Origin of the sequence: Capnocytophaga canis, from assembly GCF_043187445.1 — a bacterium.
GTDB classification, from domain to species: Bacteria; Bacteroidota; Bacteroidia; order Flavobacteriales; family Flavobacteriaceae; genus Capnocytophaga; species Capnocytophaga canis.
Window position 1 is genome coordinate 533111 of record NZ_CP171121.1, and the last position, 17591, is coordinate 550701.

General features: G+C 35.1%; 19 protein-coding genes and 2 pseudogenes. 17 read left to right on the forward strand and 4 right to left on the reverse strand.

Annotated features, from left to right (window positions below):
• Positions 1–37: 37 nt before the first annotated feature.
• Together clpB and ACF3OB_RS02435 are read right to left on the reverse strand one after the other, a co-directional pair.
• Entirely contained in the window at positions 38–2626 is a 2589-nt protein-coding gene (gene clpB, locus ACF3OB_RS02430) for an ATP-dependent chaperone ClpB (RefSeq protein WP_392448200.1), read from the reverse strand.
• A 316-nt stretch (positions 2627–2942) separates the two neighbouring features.
• The gene (locus ACF3OB_RS02435; RefSeq protein WP_042005567.1) at positions 2943–3143 is read right to left on the reverse strand and encodes a helix-turn-helix domain-containing protein; all 201 of its coding nucleotides are present in this window, start codon (positions 3141–3143) and stop codon (positions 2943–2945) included.
• A 161-nt stretch (positions 3144–3304) separates the two neighbouring features.
• Between ACF3OB_RS02435 and ACF3OB_RS02440 the strand changes: the two genes are divergently transcribed.
• The 17 genes and pseudogenes from ACF3OB_RS02440 (at position 3305) to ACF3OB_RS02520 (ending at position 16501) form a co-directional block, all read left to right on the forward strand.
• The gene (locus ACF3OB_RS02440) at positions 3305–3694 is read left to right on the forward strand and encodes a hypothetical protein (RefSeq protein WP_119652814.1); all 390 of its coding nucleotides are present in this window, start codon (positions 3305–3307) and stop codon (positions 3692–3694) included.
• The gene (locus tag ACF3OB_RS02445; RefSeq protein ID WP_095894242.1) at positions 3691–4110 is read left to right on the forward strand and encodes a hypothetical protein; all 420 of its coding nucleotides are present in this window, start codon (positions 3691–3693) and stop codon (positions 4108–4110) included. Before ACF3OB_RS02440 ends, ACF3OB_RS02445 begins: the two co-directional genes overlap by 4 nt.
• A 7-nt stretch (positions 4111–4117) precedes the next feature.
• On the forward strand, positions 4118–4531 hold the full coding sequence (locus tag ACF3OB_RS02450) for a hypothetical protein (RefSeq protein ID WP_392448202.1): 414 nt from the start codon (positions 4118–4120) through the stop codon (positions 4529–4531).
• Positions 4532–4538: 7 nt separating this feature from the next.
• Positions 4539–4955, forward strand: coding sequence for a hypothetical protein (locus tag ACF3OB_RS02455; protein ID WP_172919296.1), 417 nt, complete (start codon positions 4539–4541; stop codon positions 4953–4955).
• Positions 4956–4962: 7 nt separating this feature from the next.
• A complete protein-coding gene (locus tag ACF3OB_RS02460; protein WP_392448204.1) occupies positions 4963–5382 on the forward strand; it encodes a hypothetical protein in 420 nt (139 codons plus the stop codon).
• A gap of 7 nt (positions 5383–5389) precedes the next feature.
• Positions 5390–5806, forward strand: coding sequence for a hypothetical protein (locus ACF3OB_RS02465; protein ID WP_392448206.1), 417 nt, complete (start codon positions 5390–5392; stop codon positions 5804–5806).
• A 7-nt stretch (positions 5807–5813) separates the two neighbouring features.
• Positions 5814–6233, forward strand: a complete 420-nt coding sequence (locus ACF3OB_RS02470) for a hypothetical protein (RefSeq protein WP_392448208.1) — start codon at positions 5814–5816, stop codon at positions 6231–6233.
• A gap of 7 nt (positions 6234–6240) precedes the next feature.
• On the forward strand, positions 6241–6657 hold the full coding sequence (locus ACF3OB_RS02475; RefSeq protein ID WP_392448210.1) for a hypothetical protein: 417 nt from the start codon (positions 6241–6243) through the stop codon (positions 6655–6657).
• Positions 6658–6664: 7 nt separating this feature from the next.
• Positions 6665–7081: a hypothetical protein gene (locus tag ACF3OB_RS02480; RefSeq protein ID WP_392448212.1), complete on the forward strand. Its 417-nt coding sequence runs from the start codon at positions 6665–6667 to the stop codon at positions 7079–7081.
• A gap of 7 nt (positions 7082–7088) precedes the next feature.
• Positions 7089–7508: a hypothetical protein gene (locus ACF3OB_RS02485; RefSeq protein WP_392448214.1), complete on the forward strand. Its 420-nt coding sequence runs from the start codon at positions 7089–7091 to the stop codon at positions 7506–7508.
• A gap of 7 nt (positions 7509–7515) precedes the next feature.
• Positions 7516–7899, forward strand: coding sequence for a hypothetical protein (locus ACF3OB_RS02490; RefSeq protein WP_392448215.1), 384 nt, complete (start codon positions 7516–7518; stop codon positions 7897–7899).
• 104 nt (positions 7900–8003) lie between these two features.
• Positions 8004–8600: pseudogene (locus tag ACF3OB_RS02495) on the forward strand (IS1595 family transposase); the annotation flags it as partial.
• A gap of 116 nt (positions 8601–8716) precedes the next feature.
• Positions 8717–9919 (forward strand): IS256 family transposase, encoded by a 1203-nt coding sequence (locus tag ACF3OB_RS02500; protein ID WP_095893597.1) that lies wholly within the window; start codon positions 8717–8719, stop codon positions 9917–9919.
• Positions 9920–9965: 46 nt separating this feature from the next.
• A pseudogene (locus tag ACF3OB_RS02505) lies at positions 9966–10274 on the forward strand (transposase); the annotation flags it as partial.
• Between the two features lie 2 nt (positions 10275–10276).
• Positions 10277–10702 (forward strand): hypothetical protein, encoded by a 426-nt coding sequence (locus ACF3OB_RS02510; protein WP_392448216.1) that lies wholly within the window; start codon positions 10277–10279, stop codon positions 10700–10702.
• A 771-nt stretch (positions 10703–11473) separates the two neighbouring features.
• Positions 11474–13513, forward strand: coding sequence for a recombinase (locus ACF3OB_RS02515; protein ID WP_212895796.1), 2040 nt, complete (start codon positions 11474–11476; stop codon positions 13511–13513).
• A gap of 81 nt (positions 13514–13594) precedes the next feature.
• Complete coding sequence (locus ACF3OB_RS02520; RefSeq protein ID WP_095912509.1) at positions 13595–16501, forward strand: glycoside hydrolase family 3 N-terminal domain-containing protein; 2907 nt, start codon at positions 13595–13597, stop codon at positions 16499–16501.
• A gap of 35 nt (positions 16502–16536) precedes the next feature.
• Here ACF3OB_RS02520 and rimM read toward each other — a convergent pair whose 3' ends face one another.
• Entirely contained in the window at positions 16537–17064 is a 528-nt protein-coding gene (gene rimM / locus ACF3OB_RS02525; protein WP_042007057.1) for a ribosome maturation factor RimM, read from the reverse strand.
• Positions 17065–17066: 2 nt separating this feature from the next.
• Positions 17067–17570 carry a 30S ribosomal protein S16 gene (locus tag ACF3OB_RS02530; protein ID WP_042007059.1) on the reverse strand — a complete coding sequence of 168 codons (504 nt, stop codon included), beginning with the start codon at positions 17568–17570 and terminating at the stop codon, positions 17067–17069.
• Positions 17571–17591 lie beyond the last annotated feature (21 nt).

Below are 17591 nucleotides of genomic sequence, written 5' to 3' on the forward strand. Positions count from 1 at the left end.
TTTTACAAATACTGACTTTTCGGATAACCTCACTGGTTTATTTTATATTCCTAAAAACCAATTGACTATTGAAAGAATCTACAAGTATCACGCTGTTGGTGGTAATATTTCCCTGTAAAATTTCTTTTGAAAGTTTGTTGAGCAGTTCTTTTTGTAATACGCGTTTTACGGGTCTTGCTCCAAACTCAGGGTCATAACCCTTTTCAGCTAAGTAATCAATTGCTTCAGGGGTAGCATCTAGCACGATATTTTCACGTGCAACGAGCCTGATGATATTTCGGAATTGCAATTGCACAATTTCTTTAATATTTGCCTTTGAAAGAGGTGTGAACATTACGATATCATCAATACGATTAATAAACTCGGGACGTACGCTTTGTTTAAGCAACTGTAAAACAGCATTTTTAGCCAATTCAGTAGCCTTTTCAATATCCTTGCTATGATTTTCAAAACTTTCCTGAATCAGATGACTACCAATATTGGAAGTCATGATGATGATGGTATTTTTGAAATCGGCAGTACGTCCTTTGTTGTCGGTCAATCGTCCCTCATCCAGTACTTGCAATAGAATGTTGAAGGTATCAGGATGTGCTTTTTCAATTTCGTCCAACAGCACTACCGAATAAGGTCTTCGTCGTACAGCTTCAGTGAGTTGACCTCCTTCGTCATATCCCACATATCCTGGAGGAGCTCCTATCAATCGGCTAACAGAGTGACGCTCTTGGTATTCGCTCATATCAATTCGGGTCATAGCATTTTCATCATCGAACAAATATTCAGCAAGAGCTTTTGCTAGTTCGGTTTTTCCGATTCCTGTTGTCCCTAAGAAAAGGAATGATCCAATCGGTTTTTTAACATCTTGTAAACCTGCACGACTTCGGCGAATGGCATCAGAAACCACTTCGATAGCCTCTTCCTGACCAACCACACGTTTGTGAAGTTCTTCTTCCAAATGGAGTAATTTTTCACGTTCTCCTTGCATCATTTTGGTTACAGGAATGCCCGTCCATTTAGCGATAACTTCGGCAATGTCTTCACGTGTAACTTCTTCTTTAACAAGTGCTTTATCCTTTTGGTTATCCAACTCTTTTTGTAAATTTTCGAGTTTGTCCTGCTCTTCTTTTATCTTGCCATAACGAAGCTCAGCTACTTTTCCGTAATTGCCCTCACGTTCGGCTTTTTCGGCTTCCAATTTGTAATTTTCAATGTTGGTTTTTGCCTTTTGAACCTCATCTACTAAGGTTTTTTCGCTTTGCCATTGTGCAAAAATATGGTTGCGTTCTTCTTTAAAATTTGCTAAATCTTCATTGAGAGATTGAAGTTTTTCGATGTCATTTTCACGCTTAATTGCTTCAATTTCAATTTCTAATTGCATAATTTTTCTATCCAAGACATCTAACTCTTCAGGTTTAGAATTGATTTCCATACGCAATTTTGAAGCTGCCTCGTCCATTAGGTCAATCGCTTTATCTGGCAGAAAACGGTTGGTGATATATCGTTCTGAGAGTTCTACCGCTGCGATTATAGCCTCGTCTTTGATACGTACTTTATGGTGGGTTTCATACTTTTCTTTAATCCCTCGGAGGATAGAAATAGCACTTTCCGTATCAGGTTCTTCTACCATAACTTTCTGGAAACGACGCTCTAAGGCTTTATCTTTCTCAAAATATTTTTGATATTCATCCAAAGTCGTAGCTCCGATGGCTCTGAGTTCGCCTCGTGCCAAGGCAGGTTTCAAAATATTGGCAGCATCCATAGCTCCCTCGCCTCCTCCAGCACCTACTAAAGTATGGATTTCGTCAATAAACAAGATGATATTGCCATCGGAAGTTGTTACTTCTTTCACAACCGATTTGAGCCTTTCTTCAAATTCTCCTTTGTATTTAGCTCCTGCAATCAAGGCTCCCATATCTAAAGAAAAAATAATCTTATCTTTCAGGTTTTCAGGAACATCACCTTGTACTATACGATGAGCCAAACCTTCGGCGATAGCTGTTTTCCCAACTCCAGGCTCACCGACTAACATAGGGTTATTTTTGGTTCTTCGCGAAAGGATTTGTAGCACACGGCGTATCTCCTCATCTCGACCAATCACAGGATCGAGTTTTCCACTATCGGCTAATTGATTTAGGTTTTTAGCATATTTATTCAGCGAATTGTAGGTTTCTTCGGCAGAAGCTGAAGTCACACGTTCTCCTTTGCGGAGTTCGAGAATAGCCTTCTCTAATTCTTTTTCCGTAATACCTTGATCTTTAATAGCTTGTGATAATTTATTTTTTGTTTTTAAAATTGCTAATAACAAATGCTCCACAGAAACGTACTCGTCGTTCATTTCCTTGGCGATATTACTCGCTTTGTTCAACATTTCGGCACTTTCACGCGATAGCGACATACTACCTCCACTGACTTTAGCGTAAGAATCCAATGCTTTTTGAACGTTTTGATTCAGCATACTTACGTTTACATTCAGTTTTTTCAAGAGAAACGGAAGTACATTATTATCTACCTCTTCAATTCCTTTGAAAATATGTTCAATTTGCAAATCTTGATGCCCATAACCTTGAGCAATTTGCTGGGCTCTTTGAATAGCCTCCTGCGATTTAATGGTATAGTTGTTAAAATTCATCGTTTACATTTTTTAGATTCACTCAATTATTGTCAAGTTATATACCATTGGATAAAAAATGACTTTTTGTCAGTTTTTAAAATATTAAACTAACACAAAGCATGACAAAATTTACTTATTATCAATCATTAATGCATATATTTGAATAGTTTTCAACTCTAAAAACTTGTAAAAAAACAGAAATAGAGTCACTGTAAATTAAATCTAAAACCACATAGAGACACAGCGTAAAATCTATGTTCCTATGTGGTTTGAAGGATAGTAACTCTAAAGATAATATTTCATACGTTGCCCTAACCTAATGCGTAAATATGGGTTAAGAAGACGAATCACTAAGCTCTTTTAAGTCAATGGAAAGAATTTTAGAAATTTTAATAAGTTGTTCAGCTGAAAGTTTTTGTTTTCCTGTCTCAATTTTAGCATAGGCTGATTGGGAAATACCTAATTGAAAAGCAATATCTTCTTGGGATATTTTTTTCTCCAATCGGATTTTTTTGATTTTAGTTAAGTAATTCATAGTGTCATTTTTTAGGTTTGTACGAAGATACGAAAAAAATAATGAAATAAAAAGTTATTTTTATAATTATTTTAAATTTTAATGGAATTATTCTAAATTAGAATAGTTTTATTGGAATAAACCGTATACCTTTGCTTACGGATAATTTTAATAAAAACAACATGATTCGATTTACTACCAAAATTCAATTAAAGGCAATAGCTTTGACATTATCAGCTATTTTGCTAAAAACTTCTTGTTCAATAAAAACCTGTTGGGTTTGGAGATGGCGTGGTTTTAGAAGTGGATTGTACCGAGAAGTAACTCGAATGACAAACACAGATGCTTTAGCCGATGAAGCAAGACATCATTTAGGAAAAGAGTACGTAAAGTGGTATGAGTTTGCAACTGCCAAATGGGCTGCTCCAAGACGTTTTACTTGTACAACCTTGGTTTGGTGGTGTTCCAAAAAAGCATACGACGTGAATGTATCCAGTTGGTATAGCCCTTTGGTAAGCCCCAGTGGTCTTTTTACGGATAGCAACACTTATTTAATACGAGAGGTACGATGAAAAAACTTTATTTTTTATTCGCATTATTGGGTGTATTCGCTTGTTCGGAAGATAAAGATATGACCCCTGAACATTTTAAAGCCCAACAGCGAGACAGCCGTTTCTTTGGGAAATGGGCAGTAATAAATTCTAAAACATTTGAGGAAATTGTCACTGTTACGTTTTATAGTGAATATACAAAGATTGGGGAACTTTTTCTCATACATAGAGACACTGAAGAAAAAGATAAAAGTGTGGAATATTATTATACAAAAGGAGATAGACTCTATGTATTAAACCCTGGCTCTGGTTTTAAAGTTTCCGCTTCGGTATATGAATTTCGATATGAATTTTCTGATTCGGATAACATTTTGGTTTTACAAGAATACACAAACGGAGAACTAAGTAATTATAAACGATTTCTGAAACGTAAATAATACTTTTATGAAAAAGTTTTATTTTTTATTCGCATTGTTAGGCGTATTCGCTTGTTCGGAAGATGAACATATGACGGCTGATTATTTTAAAGCTCAACAACGGGATAGCCGTTTCTTTGGGAAATGGATATTTGTTGATTCTAATACATTAGAAGAACTTTCCGACTTTACACATAACTATATTGAGGATGGTGAATTACAATATTTCTACCTTACGGGAGAACCATATTATTCTCGAAAAGAATATTATTACACAAAAGGAGATAGACTCTATGTATTAAACCCTGGCTCTGGTTTTAAAGTTTCGGCTTCGGTAAAAGAATTTCGATATGAATTTTCTAATTCGGATAACATTTTGGTTTTACAGGGATGTACAAACGGAGAACTAAGTAGTTACAAAGAATCTTTCAAACGTAAATAACACTTTCATGAAAAAGTTTTATTTTATACTCGCATTGTTAGGTGTATTCGCTTGTTCGGAAGATGAACATATGACGGCTGATTATTTTAAAGCCCAACAACGGGATAGCCGTTTCTTTGGAAAATGGAATGACGTAGATATAAACACCTTAGAAGAAGTAATGACCACTGTCTATCCTGAATATTCGGAGAATGGAGAGTTGATTCATATATATCGAGAGACAGGAGAAAAAAATAAAAGAATAGAATATTATTATACAAAAGGAGATAGACTCTATGTGTTAAACCCTGGCTCTGGTTTTAAAGTTTCCGCTTCAGTATATGAATTTCGATATGAGTTTTCTGATTCGGATAATATTTTGATTTTACAACGATATACAAACGGAGAACTAAGTAATTACAAAGAGTTTTTGAAACGTAAATAATACTTTTATGAAAAAGTTTTATTTTTTATTCGCATTATTGGGTGTATTCGCTTGTTCGGAAGATGAAAACATGACGGCTGATTATTTTAAAGCCCAACAACGAGACAGTCGTTTCTTTGGGAAATGGGCAGTAATAAATTCTAAAACATTTGAGGAAGTTGTTACTGTTACGTTTTATAGTGAATACACAGAAACTGGCGAACATTTTCTCATATATCGAGACACAGGAGAAAAAAATAAAAGGGTGGAATATTATTATACAAAAGGAGATAGATTCTATGTATTAAATCCTGGTTCTGGTTTTAAAGTTTCTGCTTCGGTAAATGAATATAGATATGAGTTTTCTGATTCGGATAACATTTTGGTTTTACAAGACTATACAAACGGAGAACTAAGTAGTTACAAAGAATTTTTCAAACGTAAATAACACTTTCATGAAAAAGTTTTATTTTATACTCGCATTGTTAGGTGTATTCGCTTGTTCGGAAGATGAACATATGACGGCTGATTATTTTAAAGCCCAACAACGGGATAGCCGTTTCTTTGGAAAATGGAATGACGTAGATATAAACACCTTAGAAGAAGTAATGACCACTGTCTATCCTGAATATTCGGAGAATGGAGAGTTGATTCATATATATCGAGAGACAGGAGAAAAAAATAAAAGAATAGAATATTATTATACAAAAGGAGATAGACTCTATGTGTTAAACCCTGGCTCTGGTTTTAAAGTTTCCGCTTCAGTATATGAATTTCGATATGAATTTTCTAATTCGGATAGTATTTTGGTTTTACAAGACTATACAAACGGAGAACTAAGTAATTACAAAGAGTTTTTGAAACGTAAATAATACTTTTATGAAAAAGTTTTATTTTTTATTCGCATTATTGGGTGTATTCGCTTGTTCGGAAGATAAAGATATGACCCCTGAACATTTTAAAGCCCAACAGCGAGACAGCCGTTTCTTTGGGAAATGGGCAGTAATAAATTCTAAAACATTTGAGGAAATTGTCACTGTTACGTTTTATAGTGAATATACAAAGATTGGGGAACTTTTTCTCATACATAGAGACACTGAAGAAAAAGATAAAAGTGTGGAATATTATTATACAAAAGGAGATAGACTCTATGTATTAAACCCTGGCTCTGGTTTTAAAGTTTCCGCTTCGGTATATGAATTTCGATATGAATTTTCTGATTCGGATAACATTTTGGTTTTACAAGAATACACAAACGGAGAACTAAGTAATTATAAACGATTTCTGAAACGTAAATAACACTTTTATGAAAAAGTTTTGTTTTATATTCGCATTGTTAGGTGTATTCGCTTGTTCGGAAGATGAAAACATGACGGCTGATTATTTTAAAGCTCAACAACGAGACAGTCGTTTCTTTGGGAAATGGAATGTTGTAGATATAAACACCTTAGAAGAGGTAATGACTACAGTCTATCGTGAATACGCTGAGAATGGAGAGTTGAGTTATATATACCGAGAGACAGGAGAAAAAAATAAAAGGGTGGAATATTATTATACAAAAGGAGATAGACTCTACGTGTTAAACCCTGGCTCTGGCTTTAAAGTTTCTGCTTCGGTATATGAATTTCGATATGAATTTTCTAATTCGGATAGTATTTTGGTTTTACAAGACTATACAAACGGAGAACTAAGTAATTACAAAGAGTTTTTCAAACGTAAATAACACTTTTATGAAAAAGTTTTGTTTTATATTCGCATTATTAGGTGTATTCGCTTGTTCGGAAGATGAACATATGACGGCTGATTATTTTAAATCTCAACAACGAGACAGTCGTTTCTTTGGGAAATGGAAGGCTGTAAATCCTAATACCTTAGAGGAGAAAATAACATCCTTTTATAGTGAATATACCGAAGAAGGGGTGTTTGATTTGATAGACCGAGAAACAGGAGAAAAAGATGAAAGAAAGAGATATTATTACACAAAGGAGAATACATTGTATGTATTACACCCAGGTGCTGGTTTTAAAGTTTCCGCTTCGGTAAGTGAATATAAGTATACGTTCTCTGATGATAATAATATTTTAATCATTCAAACATTAGAGGAGTATCGAAAAGGCGATAAAGGAGGTTTTTTCAAACGTAAATAACACTTTTATGAAAAAGTTTTGTTTTATATTCGCATTGTTAGGTGTATTCGCTTGTTCGGAAGATGAACATATGACGGCTGATTATTTTAAAGCTCAACAACGGGATAGCCGTTTCTTTGGGAAATGGATATACGTTAATTCTGAAACATTTGAGGAAGTTGTCTCTACTACGTTTTATAGAGAATATACAGAAATTGGGGAACTTCTTCGCATATATCAAGAGACAGGAGAAAAAAATAAAAGGGTGGAATATTATTATACAAAAGGAGATAGACTCTATGTGTTAAACCCTGGCTCTGGCTTTAAAGTTTCTGCTTCGGTATATGAATTTCGATATGAATTTTCTGATTCGGATAACATTTTGGTTTTACAAGACTATACAAACGGAGAACTAAGTAATTACAAAGAATTTTTGAAACGTAAATAACACTTTTATGAAAAAGTTTTATTTTATACTCGCATTATTGGGTGTATTATCCTGTTCGGAAGATGAACATATGACGGCTGATTATTTTAAAGCCCAACAACGGGATAGCCGTTTCTTTGGGAAATGGAATGTTGTAGATATAAACACCTTAGAAGAGGTAATGACTACAGTCTATCGTGAATACGCTGAGAATGGAGAGTTGAGTTATATATACCGAGAGACAGGAGAAAAAAATAAAAGGGTGGAATATTATTATACAAAAGGAGATAGACTCTATGTGTTAAACCCTGGCTCTGGTTTTAAAGTTTCCGCTCGGTATATGAATTTCGATATGAATTTTCTAATTCGGATAGTATTTTGGTTTTACAAGACTATACAAACGGAGAACTAAGTAATTACAAAGAATTTTTGAAACGTAAATAACACTTTTATGAAAAAGTTTTTTGAGTTCCTCATATAATTTCATATATTTGCAGTTCATAAAATCAGGTAGTTATGGAAATTTTTAACGGTCAAAATCTTTTACAGTTCGTTGAACGCTTCAAAACTGACTTGGATTGTGAAGAATATTTAGTTCATTGGAAGTGGGAAAAAGGCTTTGTTTGTCGTAAATGTGGGCATACAAAAAGCCAAATCCGCAAGGATTTTTCAAGAACTTGTAACATTTGTTCTGATACGGAAAGCCCTACGGCAGGAACACTTTTTCACAAAGTAAAATTCGGGCTTCGTAAGGCTTTTTTTATTTGTTTTGAGATGTGTGCAACCACTAAAAACCTATCAGCTTTACAAATGTCTGTTCGTTATGGAATTACCGAAAATACGGCTCGATTGTTTATGCACAAAGTTCGTGAAGCAATGAAATCCAATGAATTACATAAAATGAATGGTCAAGTTCAAGTGGACGAGTTTACTGTGGGAGGGAAAGAAGATGGCAAACAAGGTAGGAGTTACGATTCAAAGAAAAAAAAGATTGTTTGTGCCATAGAACTAACTGATGATGGGAAGGTTAAACGATTCTATGCTAATAAAATAGAAGATTATTCTGCCAAATCATTACGGACAATTTTTGATAAACATATTGATAAAAGGAGTATCCCATAATCTGTGTAAGTTGAAAAGTTATTCTGAAATTTTTTGAGCCCTTAAAAGCTCAAAAAAAATTTCGGAAATAACTTTTTAACTATTTTTGACCCATAATTTAAACAGATATGATTAACAAGGAAGAATTGCTCAACAGCAAAGAATTTTACAAGTCATTTAAGACTGCTGAGGACTTGACAGGTTTCTTTAAAGAGCTCCACAAAAAAGCGGTGGAACATATGCTCAATGCCGAACTCGACGTTCACTTGGACAACGAAAAACACGACAAAACTAAAGATGGAAATTATCGTAACGGACACACTTCCAAGAAGATAAAAACTTCCTTTGGCGAAGAACAAATCCAAGTTCCTAGGGATAGAGACGGTAGTTTTAACCCAATGTTAGTCCCTAAACGCAAGAACGTTATCGATGGTTTGGAAAACATCATCGTATCGTTCTATGCCAAAGGAATGAGCGTGAGCGACATCGAAGAACAAATCCAAGAAATGTACGGCTTTGAAGTATCAACTTCCACAATATCAAGGATTACCAATGCGGTTACCAATGAAATGGTCGCTTGGCAGAACCGCCCGTTGGACGAGCTGTATCTGATTGTTTGGATGGACGGCATCGTTTTTAAAGTTCGTGAGAACTCAAAAGTTGTCAACAAAACCATTTACCTTGCTGTGGGCTTGAATCGAGAGGGAAAAAAGGAAGTTTTAGGAATGTGGCTCGGAAAGAATGAAAGTTCCGCCTTTTGGATGAGCGTTCTCACTGATTTAAAGGCTCGTGGAGTGGAAGATATTCTCATTACTGCCACCGATAATTTAAACGGATTTACGCAAACCATTCGCACGGTTTTTCCCCAATCACAAACGCAAATATGTGTGGTTCATCAGATTAGGAATGCTTGTAAGTATGTGGTTTACAAAGACAGAAAAGAATTTACAGCCGATATGAAACACATTTATACTGCCCCTAACAAGGAAGCTGCCAAGGTTGCTTTGGAGGATTTTGCCCAAAAATGGGAGTCAAAATACGGCTATGCTATCAAATCTTGGTATGACAATTGGGACGAATTGACCGTATTTTTCGATTTTCCGTTAGAGATAAGAAAAATTATTTACACAACCAATCTTATTGAGAATCTGAATGGTAAGATTCGGAAATACACCAAAAACAAGCTGTCTTTCCCAACAGACGAAGCTGTGCAAAAGTCCGTTTTCTTGGCTTTGAGAGAAGCTACCAAAAAGTGGAGTATGCCTATCCAAAATTGGGGGATTGTCTTGAACCAATTTATGCTTATATTTGCACAAAGACTCAAACTATAAAAACTTAACCCCAACTTTTTAACTTACACACTTAGAGGGATAGTGTCTTGATAAATCCGCCCAAGTGACCACTGATGATTGGAAAGGTTACAGACCTATTAAAGATTTCAATATCAAACAAATACCGAGTAATAAAGGGAAGAATTTCCCTATTTTACATACCATAATACACCAAGTAAAAAGTTGGTTGAGAACGATTTATTGTCGAGTTTCAGATTTCAATATGGATAGATATTTGGCTGAATTTTCATACCGAATTAACCGTTCTCAATCGAAAGATAATATATTCAATAATCTCATCAAACGAATGATTGAGAAGAAACCTGTTCATCACCGGAATTTGATATGTAGTTAAGTGTGGAACTCAAAAAGTTTTATTTTTTATTCGCATTGTTAGGCGTATTCGCTTGTTCGGAAGATGAACATATGACGGCTGATTATTTTAAATCTCAAAAAAGAGACAGCCGTTTCTTTGGGAAATGGGCTGTAATAAATTCTAAAACATTTGAGGAAGTTGTTACTGTTACGTTTTATAGTGAATACACAAAAATTGGGGAACATCTTCGGGTAGACCGAGAAACAGGAGAAAGTAATCAAAGAGTAGAATATTATTATACAAAAGGAGATAGACTCTACGTGTTAAACCCTGGCTCTGGTTTTAAAGTTTCTGCTTCGGTATATGAATTTCGATATGAATTTTCTAATTCGGATAGTATTTTGATTTTACAAGAATACACAAACGGAGAACCAAGTAATCATAAACGATTTCTGAAGCGTAAATAACACTTTTATGAAAAAGTTTTACTAAGTTGCTTATTTAATCAGATATCAAATCTGTATGGTAAATAGGTTATGTATCAATTATTCGTTTGATAATATTGTTATTTTTTTTGAATTGAGAATGATTTATTCGCATAAACATTTAGCCAAATATCTATGAATATTAAAGGCTGAAATCTTAGAATAAGTCATTCTCAATGAAGTTTTACTTTGAACGATAAATTAGCCATACCAAATATCAATTTCAAAACAAGTAAAAAAACTTCCAAATTTATCTTTTGAGTTCAGTACTTAATTACATGTATTTTATTAATGGTTAAACACTGATTTTCAGTATTTTGATCACTTTTCATCGGCCTTAAAAACAAAGTCCGCACTGCGGAATATGTGCCGTTAAAAAAATCAATGAATGTAGCCTAGAAAATCTATACTACCTGAGCGTAGCGAGTTTAGAAATTTTCAGCAAAGTATGTGAGAGTTGATTTTTGGTAAAGTATCCACAGCATTGAATTTTTGGTTCCACATACTAAGCTTTCGCTTACTACGTTTCAGGACAAAAGTACAAAATATGAAAATAAATAATGAACTCAAATTTATTTTTTAAAATCTTCATCATTATCTAATCTCATGAGTCGAAAAGAAATGAATTTATGTAAAAAACTCAATAAAACACATCCAAAAATAGCATAAAAACATTGAAAATAGGTTTTTTATGACAAATCTTTTTTTTGCAATATATCGCTTTTTTATATCTTTGCCACTAAAATATTTTATATGCTTACACTAAGAAAAAGTCATACCTCAATCTACGCTATTTTTGAAAAACATATTAACGCTACTACGAGTGAAGATATCGACTTTATTTTTGATTTGGTGGACTACTATCGTCAGCAGTACAATAAAAAAATAACAATTGATTTGACTGAATTGCTTTCTGAAATACGAAATGATAAAGAAAAAGCCCATTTTTTGAAAGCAAAACTCGTTTCTGTCTTCTCAGATAAAAAAAAGACCATACTCCTAACCGATGCAGGATTACTCAGTAGCACCTCATTTTTCAAAGAACTTCGACGCCGTGTGTGGCATAAATTGATTCCCGATCAGCCTTTGAACAACAGTATTCAGTACGTCCTAAACCAATTGTTTTACAAATCTTCCGACACAAATTGGTTGAGTGCTATTCCTATGGACAATTGGTTTGAATTTTTAGAAATACTTTCGTTATCAACCTTTTATGATGACACAAAAAACCGAAGAGTCACCAAGGAAATCCTTCTAGCAATTATGATTCTTTCCCAGCGTATGGGTGGTTTTGCTCTACAGACGGATGTAATGCGGATGGTTCCCGAGTATTCCTCTTTGGAAAGTCCATTTATTGCTTTGGACGATGAACTTAACGCTTTGCATCGGACTATAATGACCCAAGACAAGCCTTATTTAAGTTTAGAGGATCATCATTTAGATCTCAAACAACTGGACATCTTAGTAAAGCAGTGTGAGGATTTCGTAGAAAAAGCTGTAAACAACACTTCTAAATATGGGGTTTCATTCAATGTAAATCAAACTCTTTTGCTCATTCGTCAACAGGTACGTCGTATCCGGAAGTTATATAATTTCTTGTTTATCAGCGGTGAAGAAGAGAAAAAACGAAAAAGCATTGAATTTTACTTGAGTTTGGTACGTGTTAATTCTAAAAAGAACAATATCAGCAAATTAATTGACGATAGCGTGTATAATATCACCTATGAAATTACGAATTATACAGGCAAAACGGGAGAACATTACATAACCTCGAATGCAAAGGAATATTTTTTGATGTTCAACACCGCTTTTTGGGGAGGTATTATTGTGAGTTTCATGTGTTTAGTTAAGTTAGCACTTTCAAAAACGGAATCAAGTGAGTTTATCCATGCCTTGAATTATAGTTTGAATTATGCCATCGGATTTGTAGTCATCTATTTAATAGGGGCAACTTTAGCAACTAAGCAACCTGCAATGACAGCATCAACAATTGCTCGAACTTTAGAAAATTTAGAGTCCAAAGACACGAAAGAGAAAAATAAACGCTATTCAGAATTTTCGGCCTTGTTTGCTCGTTTGTTCCGTTCGCAATTCGTAGCCTTTGCAGGAAATGTACTGGCGGCTTTCCCAATGACGTTACTACTTATTTGGGGGCTTACTTTCTTGTTGGATGGATATAACTTGGCAGAAAGTAAACATGATAAATTATTAGCCGAGCTTGATTTCCGACAAACACCCGTTTTTTTACACGCTTGTATTGCAGGAGTATTTCTATTTCTTTCTGGAATTATTGCGGGAAATGTAGCCAGTGTAAATAATTTCAATAATTTTTACTACCGATTGTCAGAACATCCTGTCTTGAAAACCATTTTAGGCAAACAACGAATGATTAAAATTTCCAATTGGATGAAAAAGAAATGGCCCGGAGTGGTTTCCAACATATGGTTCGGATTTTTTATGGGGTGTACAGGAGTAATAGGTACCTTTTTAGGCCTAGATTTAGACATCCGACACATTACTTTCGCCAGTGGAAATTTAGCATTGGGCTTATTTGGTGCAAACTTTGACATAGGTTTAGAGCTATTGCTATGGTCAATTGCAGGAGTATTCATTATTGGATTTGGAAATTTTATAGTGAGTTTCTCACTTTCACTGTTCATCGCCTTGCGTTCAAGAGAAATCCCTGTGTTTGAACTTAAAAACCTAACCAAATCCGTTTGGATACGATTCAAACAGCGACCAATGTCATTTTTCTTTCCAAGTAGGGAATCAAAAACAGTAGAAAGTGTTTAGAATATTCCCGAGCTAATATCATTTTCTAAGACACTTAATTTTTAAAACAGATAATTTTTAAAAGTAGAAAACATATTTATAATGAAAAAATACATACTTGCATTAACCTCCCTTTTTTTTGCAATAAGTAAAGCACAGACCCCCAATCCATTATTAGCAGAAGATGCTGAAAATCAAAAAAAATGGGTAGAAGAAACCTACGCAAAGATGACACTGGAGGAACGTATCGGTCAGTTATTTATGGTTTCCGTATTTTCCAGTCAAATTAATACCCGAAATACCGAAGTGGTAAAAGATTTTATCAAAAAATATCACATTGGAGGAATAATTTTTTCCAAAGGAGGGCCAAAAAGACAAGCAAAACTTAATAATGAGTATCAATCCCTATCAAAAGTACCACTTTTTATGGCAATGGATGCCGAATGGGGACTGGCGATGCGTTTAGATTCTACCTATGCCTACCCGTGGAATATGACTATGGGAGCTGTAAAAGACGAAAAACTTATCGAAAAAGCCGCTTTCCGCATCGGGCAACACTGCAGACACATGGGGATGCAATTCAATTTTGCACCTGATATTGATGTGAATACGAACCCTGCTAACCCAATTATTGGAAATCGTGCTTTCGGTGAAGATAAAGAAAATGTAGCTATCAAAGGGATTGCTTTCACCCATGGAATGCAATCGGCGGGTGTGTTAGGCAGTGCCAAGCATTTCCCAGGACATGGCGACACAGCCAAAGATTCACATAAAACTCTTCCGCTCATTGAATTTTCAGCTCACCGTATTGACAGCATAGACCTTTATCCATTTCGCAAATTGGTGGATAGTGGAGTAGCAAGTGTAATGGTTGGACATCTAAATATTCCTGCTTTGGAACCCAAAAAAGGACTACCCTCCTCCCTATCCTATACCATCATTACCGAGCTTTTGAAGAATAAAATGGGATTCCAAGGCCTAATTTTCACCGACGCTTTAGGTATGAAGGGAGTAGCAGAATATATGCCTGTGGGAGAAGTAGAAGTAGCAGCTTTTTTGGCAGGAAATGATATTTTGCTAATGCCTGAAAATATGGCGGTAGGTTTTGAAGCTATGAAAAAAGCCTATCAGCAAAATCGGATTACTGAGGAGCGTTTAGCATATTCAGTAAAGAAAATTTTAATGGCAAAATACAAAGTAGGATTAACCTCATTCACCCCATTGGATGAAAAGACCATATACGATAATTTACATAGCTTGGAGGATGATTTGCTTACTGAACAGATTTTTGAAAACGCCTTAACAGTAGCTAAAAACAACAATAAAACTCTACCAATCAAGGATGTAGACAAAAAAATTGCTTACGTCAAATTTGGAAACGACAGTGGGTGGACATTTTACACAACGCTTCAAAAATATGCCGATATCTCTCTTATTGAACCCAAATCGATAGAACAATTACAAAAAGATATCGCATCCTTTGAAACCGTTATCATAGGGCTACACCGTCCGAATCGAACTCCATGGGATGCTTACCAATTCACCAAAGACGAGCTATTGTGGTTAGAAAATATCGCTAAGAAGAAGAAAGTGATTTTATCCATATTCACTCGCCCATATGCATTGTTGGATGTCAAAGACATTTCAAACATTGAAGCAATTATCGTTTCCTATCAAAATCACAAAGTAGCACAGGAGAAAACAGCTCAGTTAATTTTCGGTGCCATTGAAGGAAAGGGGGTGCTTCCAGTATCCGCACATCCACTCCTACCTGTAAACACATCTATACAAACTCCAAAAATAGGAAGATTATCCTATGGATTACCTGAAAGTGTCGGAATTAGCTCAACTAAACTGAATCGCATTGACAGTGTGGCAAAAGAGGTATTGTCGAAAAGAATGGCTCCCGGAATGCAAATTTTAGTTGCCAAACAAGGGAAAATTATCTACCGTAAAAATTTCGGAACTTTGGACTACAACGATAAAAATAAAGTTACCGACAACACCATTTATGATTTAGCTTCTCTGACCAAAATATTAGTAACCGTACCACAATTGATGAAAATGTATTCAGAAGATAAATTCAATGTAAATGGTACATTTTCAGATATATTACCCTATTTAAAGAACACCAACAAAGGGAAAATGAAAATTTTGGACGTATTGTCTCATTACGCCCAATTTCAGTCCTGGATTCCTTTTTACATGCAAACGCTCGACCCCGATAAAAAACCATTATCAGAGTGGTATAACACCCAAAAAACAAAGGACTACAACGTGCAAGTAGCAAAAGATTTATTTATGAAATCCGAGTATGTCAACATAATGTATCAACGCATCGACAGTAGCGATTTAATTAAGAAAAAACGCTATTTGTACAGCGATTTACCTTATTACTATTTTAAAAAATATATTGAAGAAACCTATAAAAAAACGTTAGACCAAGTAATTGATGAACATTTTTATGCAAAAATGGGAGCTTATCATCTGACCTATTTTCCTTTGAAACGTTTTTCGTTGGGAAGCATAGCACCTTCTGAAGTAGATACATATTTTCGTCATCAAGAAATCCGAGGCTACGTACACGATCAAGGTGCCGCTATGCTCGGCGGAGTGGGAGGACACGCGGGACTTTTTGGTACAGCAGACGATGTAGCCAAAATGATGCAACTATTTTTACAAAATGGCTACTATGGAGGCACTTGGTTTTTACAACCTCAAGCACTCACTTTGTTCAATACATGTACATTTTGTAGCGAAAAAAACCGAAGAGGACTCGGTTTTGATAAGCCACAACTCGAAGGAGAAGGCCCTACTTGTGGATGCGTACCAATGTCGAGCTTTGGACATACAGGTTTCACCGGAACATATGCTTGGGCAGATCCTGAGAATGAGGTGATTATCGTATTTCTATCGAACAGGACATTCCCAACAGCTGAAAATAATCTACTAATCAAAGAAAACATCCGTCCAAAGATTCAACGCATTGTGTATGAAGCGTTGAAATAATAGAAAGCATATTGTATTGCTTTTGTAGAGAAGATTTACTCCATATATAAATCAATCAAGCCTTCAGGGGTTTTGACGATGATTTTTTTGTGCTGTCTATCCACCTTTTCGATAAATTCATCGTTCATGGGGATAAGTAATTCCTTTCCGTCATTTTCGACCTCAAACAGAGCTTGTGAAGTAATGTCATTCACGCCGACAATTTTTCCAACGTAACCATAATTCACATCCTCCATCGTGAAGCCTATAATTTCGTGAAAATAAAACTTATTCCCTGTCAATTTTGGCAAGAAAGACAATGGTAAATAAAGTTTTGATTTCATTAAAGCATCAGCATCTGCTTCACTTGAAACATCTTCAAATTTGATACGCAGTAAGTCTGTTTTATGCAAGGAACATTTCTCAACAAAAAAAGGAACCAGATTATTACCTAAGGCAATAAAAACTGATTCCAAATTTTCATACAATTCAGGGTCGTCTGAGTCTAATTTGACTAAAACTTCGCCTTTAAAACTGAATTTTGATACAATTGTTCCTACATAGAAGCAATCTTTCAAAGTCATAATTATGCCTCAGTTTCGTTGTTTTCAGGTGTTTCAGCGTTTTCTTCTACTTGAGCCTCAGCTACGGCAGCATTTTTACGCTTTTCACTTACCTCTTTTTCAGCTGCCAAAGACTTAGCTTTTGCCTCTGCTTTGTCTTTCGCTAATTTTTCTTCTTTAGAAGTAATTTTTCCTGATTTTTCTTCCAACCAAGCGTTGAATTTAGCTTCAACTTGCTCTAATGTTAAAGCTCCTTTGGCAACACCTCCCAACAAGTGATATTTCAACAAAGCTCCTTTGTAAGAAAGGATTCTTCGAGCTGTGTCAGTAGGTTGAGCTCCGTTTTTTAACCATTTTACTGCAGCATCAACGTTTAAGTCGATTTGAGCAGGGTTTGATACAGGATTGTAAGTTCCAATTTTTTCAAGGAATTTACCATCTCTTTTTGCACGTGAATCAGCAGCAACCACCCAATAAAATGGTTTTCCTTTTTTTCCGTGTCTTTGTAATCTAATTTTTACTGGCATAAAAGTTTAATTTTTAGAGGT

Bases quoted from the DNA above. Each gene is read 5' to 3' on its own strand.
- clpB (WP_392448200.1), bottom strand. From the start codon at position 2,626: ATGAATTTTAACAACTATACCATTAAATCGCAGGAGGCTATTCAAAGA.
- ACF3OB_RS02435 (WP_042005567.1), bottom strand. From the start codon at position 3,143: ATGAATTACTTAACTAAAATCAAAAAAATCCGATTGGAGAAAAAAATA.
- ACF3OB_RS02440 (WP_119652814.1), top strand. From the start codon at position 3,305: ATGATTCGATTTACTACCAAAATTCAATTAAAGGCAATAGCTTTGACA.
- ACF3OB_RS02445 (WP_095894242.1), top strand. From the start codon at position 3,691: ATGAAAAAACTTTATTTTTTATTCGCATTATTGGGTGTATTCGCTTGT.
- ACF3OB_RS02450 (WP_392448202.1), top strand. From the start codon at position 4,118: ATGAAAAAGTTTTATTTTTTATTCGCATTGTTAGGCGTATTCGCTTGT.
- ACF3OB_RS02455 (WP_172919296.1), top strand. From the start codon at position 4,539: ATGAAAAAGTTTTATTTTATACTCGCATTGTTAGGTGTATTCGCTTGT.
- ACF3OB_RS02460 (WP_392448204.1), top strand. From the start codon at position 4,963: ATGAAAAAGTTTTATTTTTTATTCGCATTATTGGGTGTATTCGCTTGT.
- ACF3OB_RS02465 (WP_392448206.1), top strand. From the start codon at position 5,390: ATGAAAAAGTTTTATTTTATACTCGCATTGTTAGGTGTATTCGCTTGT.
- ACF3OB_RS02470 (WP_392448208.1), top strand. From the start codon at position 5,814: ATGAAAAAGTTTTATTTTTTATTCGCATTATTGGGTGTATTCGCTTGT.
- ACF3OB_RS02475 (WP_392448210.1), top strand. From the start codon at position 6,241: ATGAAAAAGTTTTGTTTTATATTCGCATTGTTAGGTGTATTCGCTTGT.
- ACF3OB_RS02480 (WP_392448212.1), top strand. From the start codon at position 6,665: ATGAAAAAGTTTTGTTTTATATTCGCATTATTAGGTGTATTCGCTTGT.
- ACF3OB_RS02485 (WP_392448214.1), top strand. From the start codon at position 7,089: ATGAAAAAGTTTTGTTTTATATTCGCATTGTTAGGTGTATTCGCTTGT.
- ACF3OB_RS02490 (WP_392448215.1), top strand. From the start codon at position 7,516: ATGAAAAAGTTTTATTTTATACTCGCATTATTGGGTGTATTATCCTGT.
- ACF3OB_RS02500 (WP_095893597.1), top strand. From the start codon at position 8,717: ATGATTAACAAGGAAGAATTGCTCAACAGCAAAGAATTTTACAAGTCA.
- ACF3OB_RS02515 (WP_212895796.1), top strand. From the start codon at position 11,474: ATGCTTACACTAAGAAAAAGTCATACCTCAATCTACGCTATTTTTGAA.
- ACF3OB_RS02520 (WP_095912509.1), top strand. From the start codon at position 13,595: ATGAAAAAATACATACTTGCATTAACCTCCCTTTTTTTTGCAATAAGT.
- rimM (WP_042007057.1), bottom strand. From the start codon at position 17,064: ATGACTTTGAAAGATTGCTTCTATGTAGGAACAATTGTATCAAAATTC.
- ACF3OB_RS02530 (WP_042007059.1), bottom strand. From the start codon at position 17,570: ATGCCAGTAAAAATTAGATTACAAAGACACGGAAAAAAAGGAAAACCA.